Origin of the sequence: Salmonella sp. SAL4457 (genome assembly GCF_046548235.1) — a bacterium.
GTDB lineage: Bacteria > Pseudomonadota > Gammaproteobacteria > Enterobacterales > Enterobacteriaceae > Salmonella > Salmonella enterica.
Map to the genome: position 1 here is coordinate 1 of NZ_JBGDZO010000535.1, position 270 is coordinate 270.

General features: G+C 51.5%; 1 protein-coding gene. It reads right to left on the reverse strand.

What is annotated here, in order from left to right; all coding sequences use genetic code 11:
* Positions 1 to 245: hypothetical protein (locus ACLJNW_RS25375; RefSeq protein ID WP_410961390.1), on the reverse strand; the 245-nt coding region annotated here is incomplete at its 3' end.
* Positions 246 to 270 lie beyond the last annotated feature (25 nt).

Sequence of the window (270 nt, forward strand, 5' to 3'; positions counted from 1 at the left end):
GTGTAGAGCAACGAGATAATCGCCGTGGTTGGGAAGTAGACGTAATCCAAATGTCCGCTGAATTCGTAGACGACATCGCCAAGTGAAAATGAGATTTGTTGAAAGGCTGGGAGCAGGCGTTCGAGTTCGTCTGGTGGCAGAGCGGCCAACAGCCGATTCTTGCTGGGATCGAGGGATCTCGAAAAAGCTCGCACGCCTAATCTCACTTTCGCTTGCGCTGCGCCAAGAGAAGTTAGGTAGAGCATATCACGCATGTGCGCTATCACACAT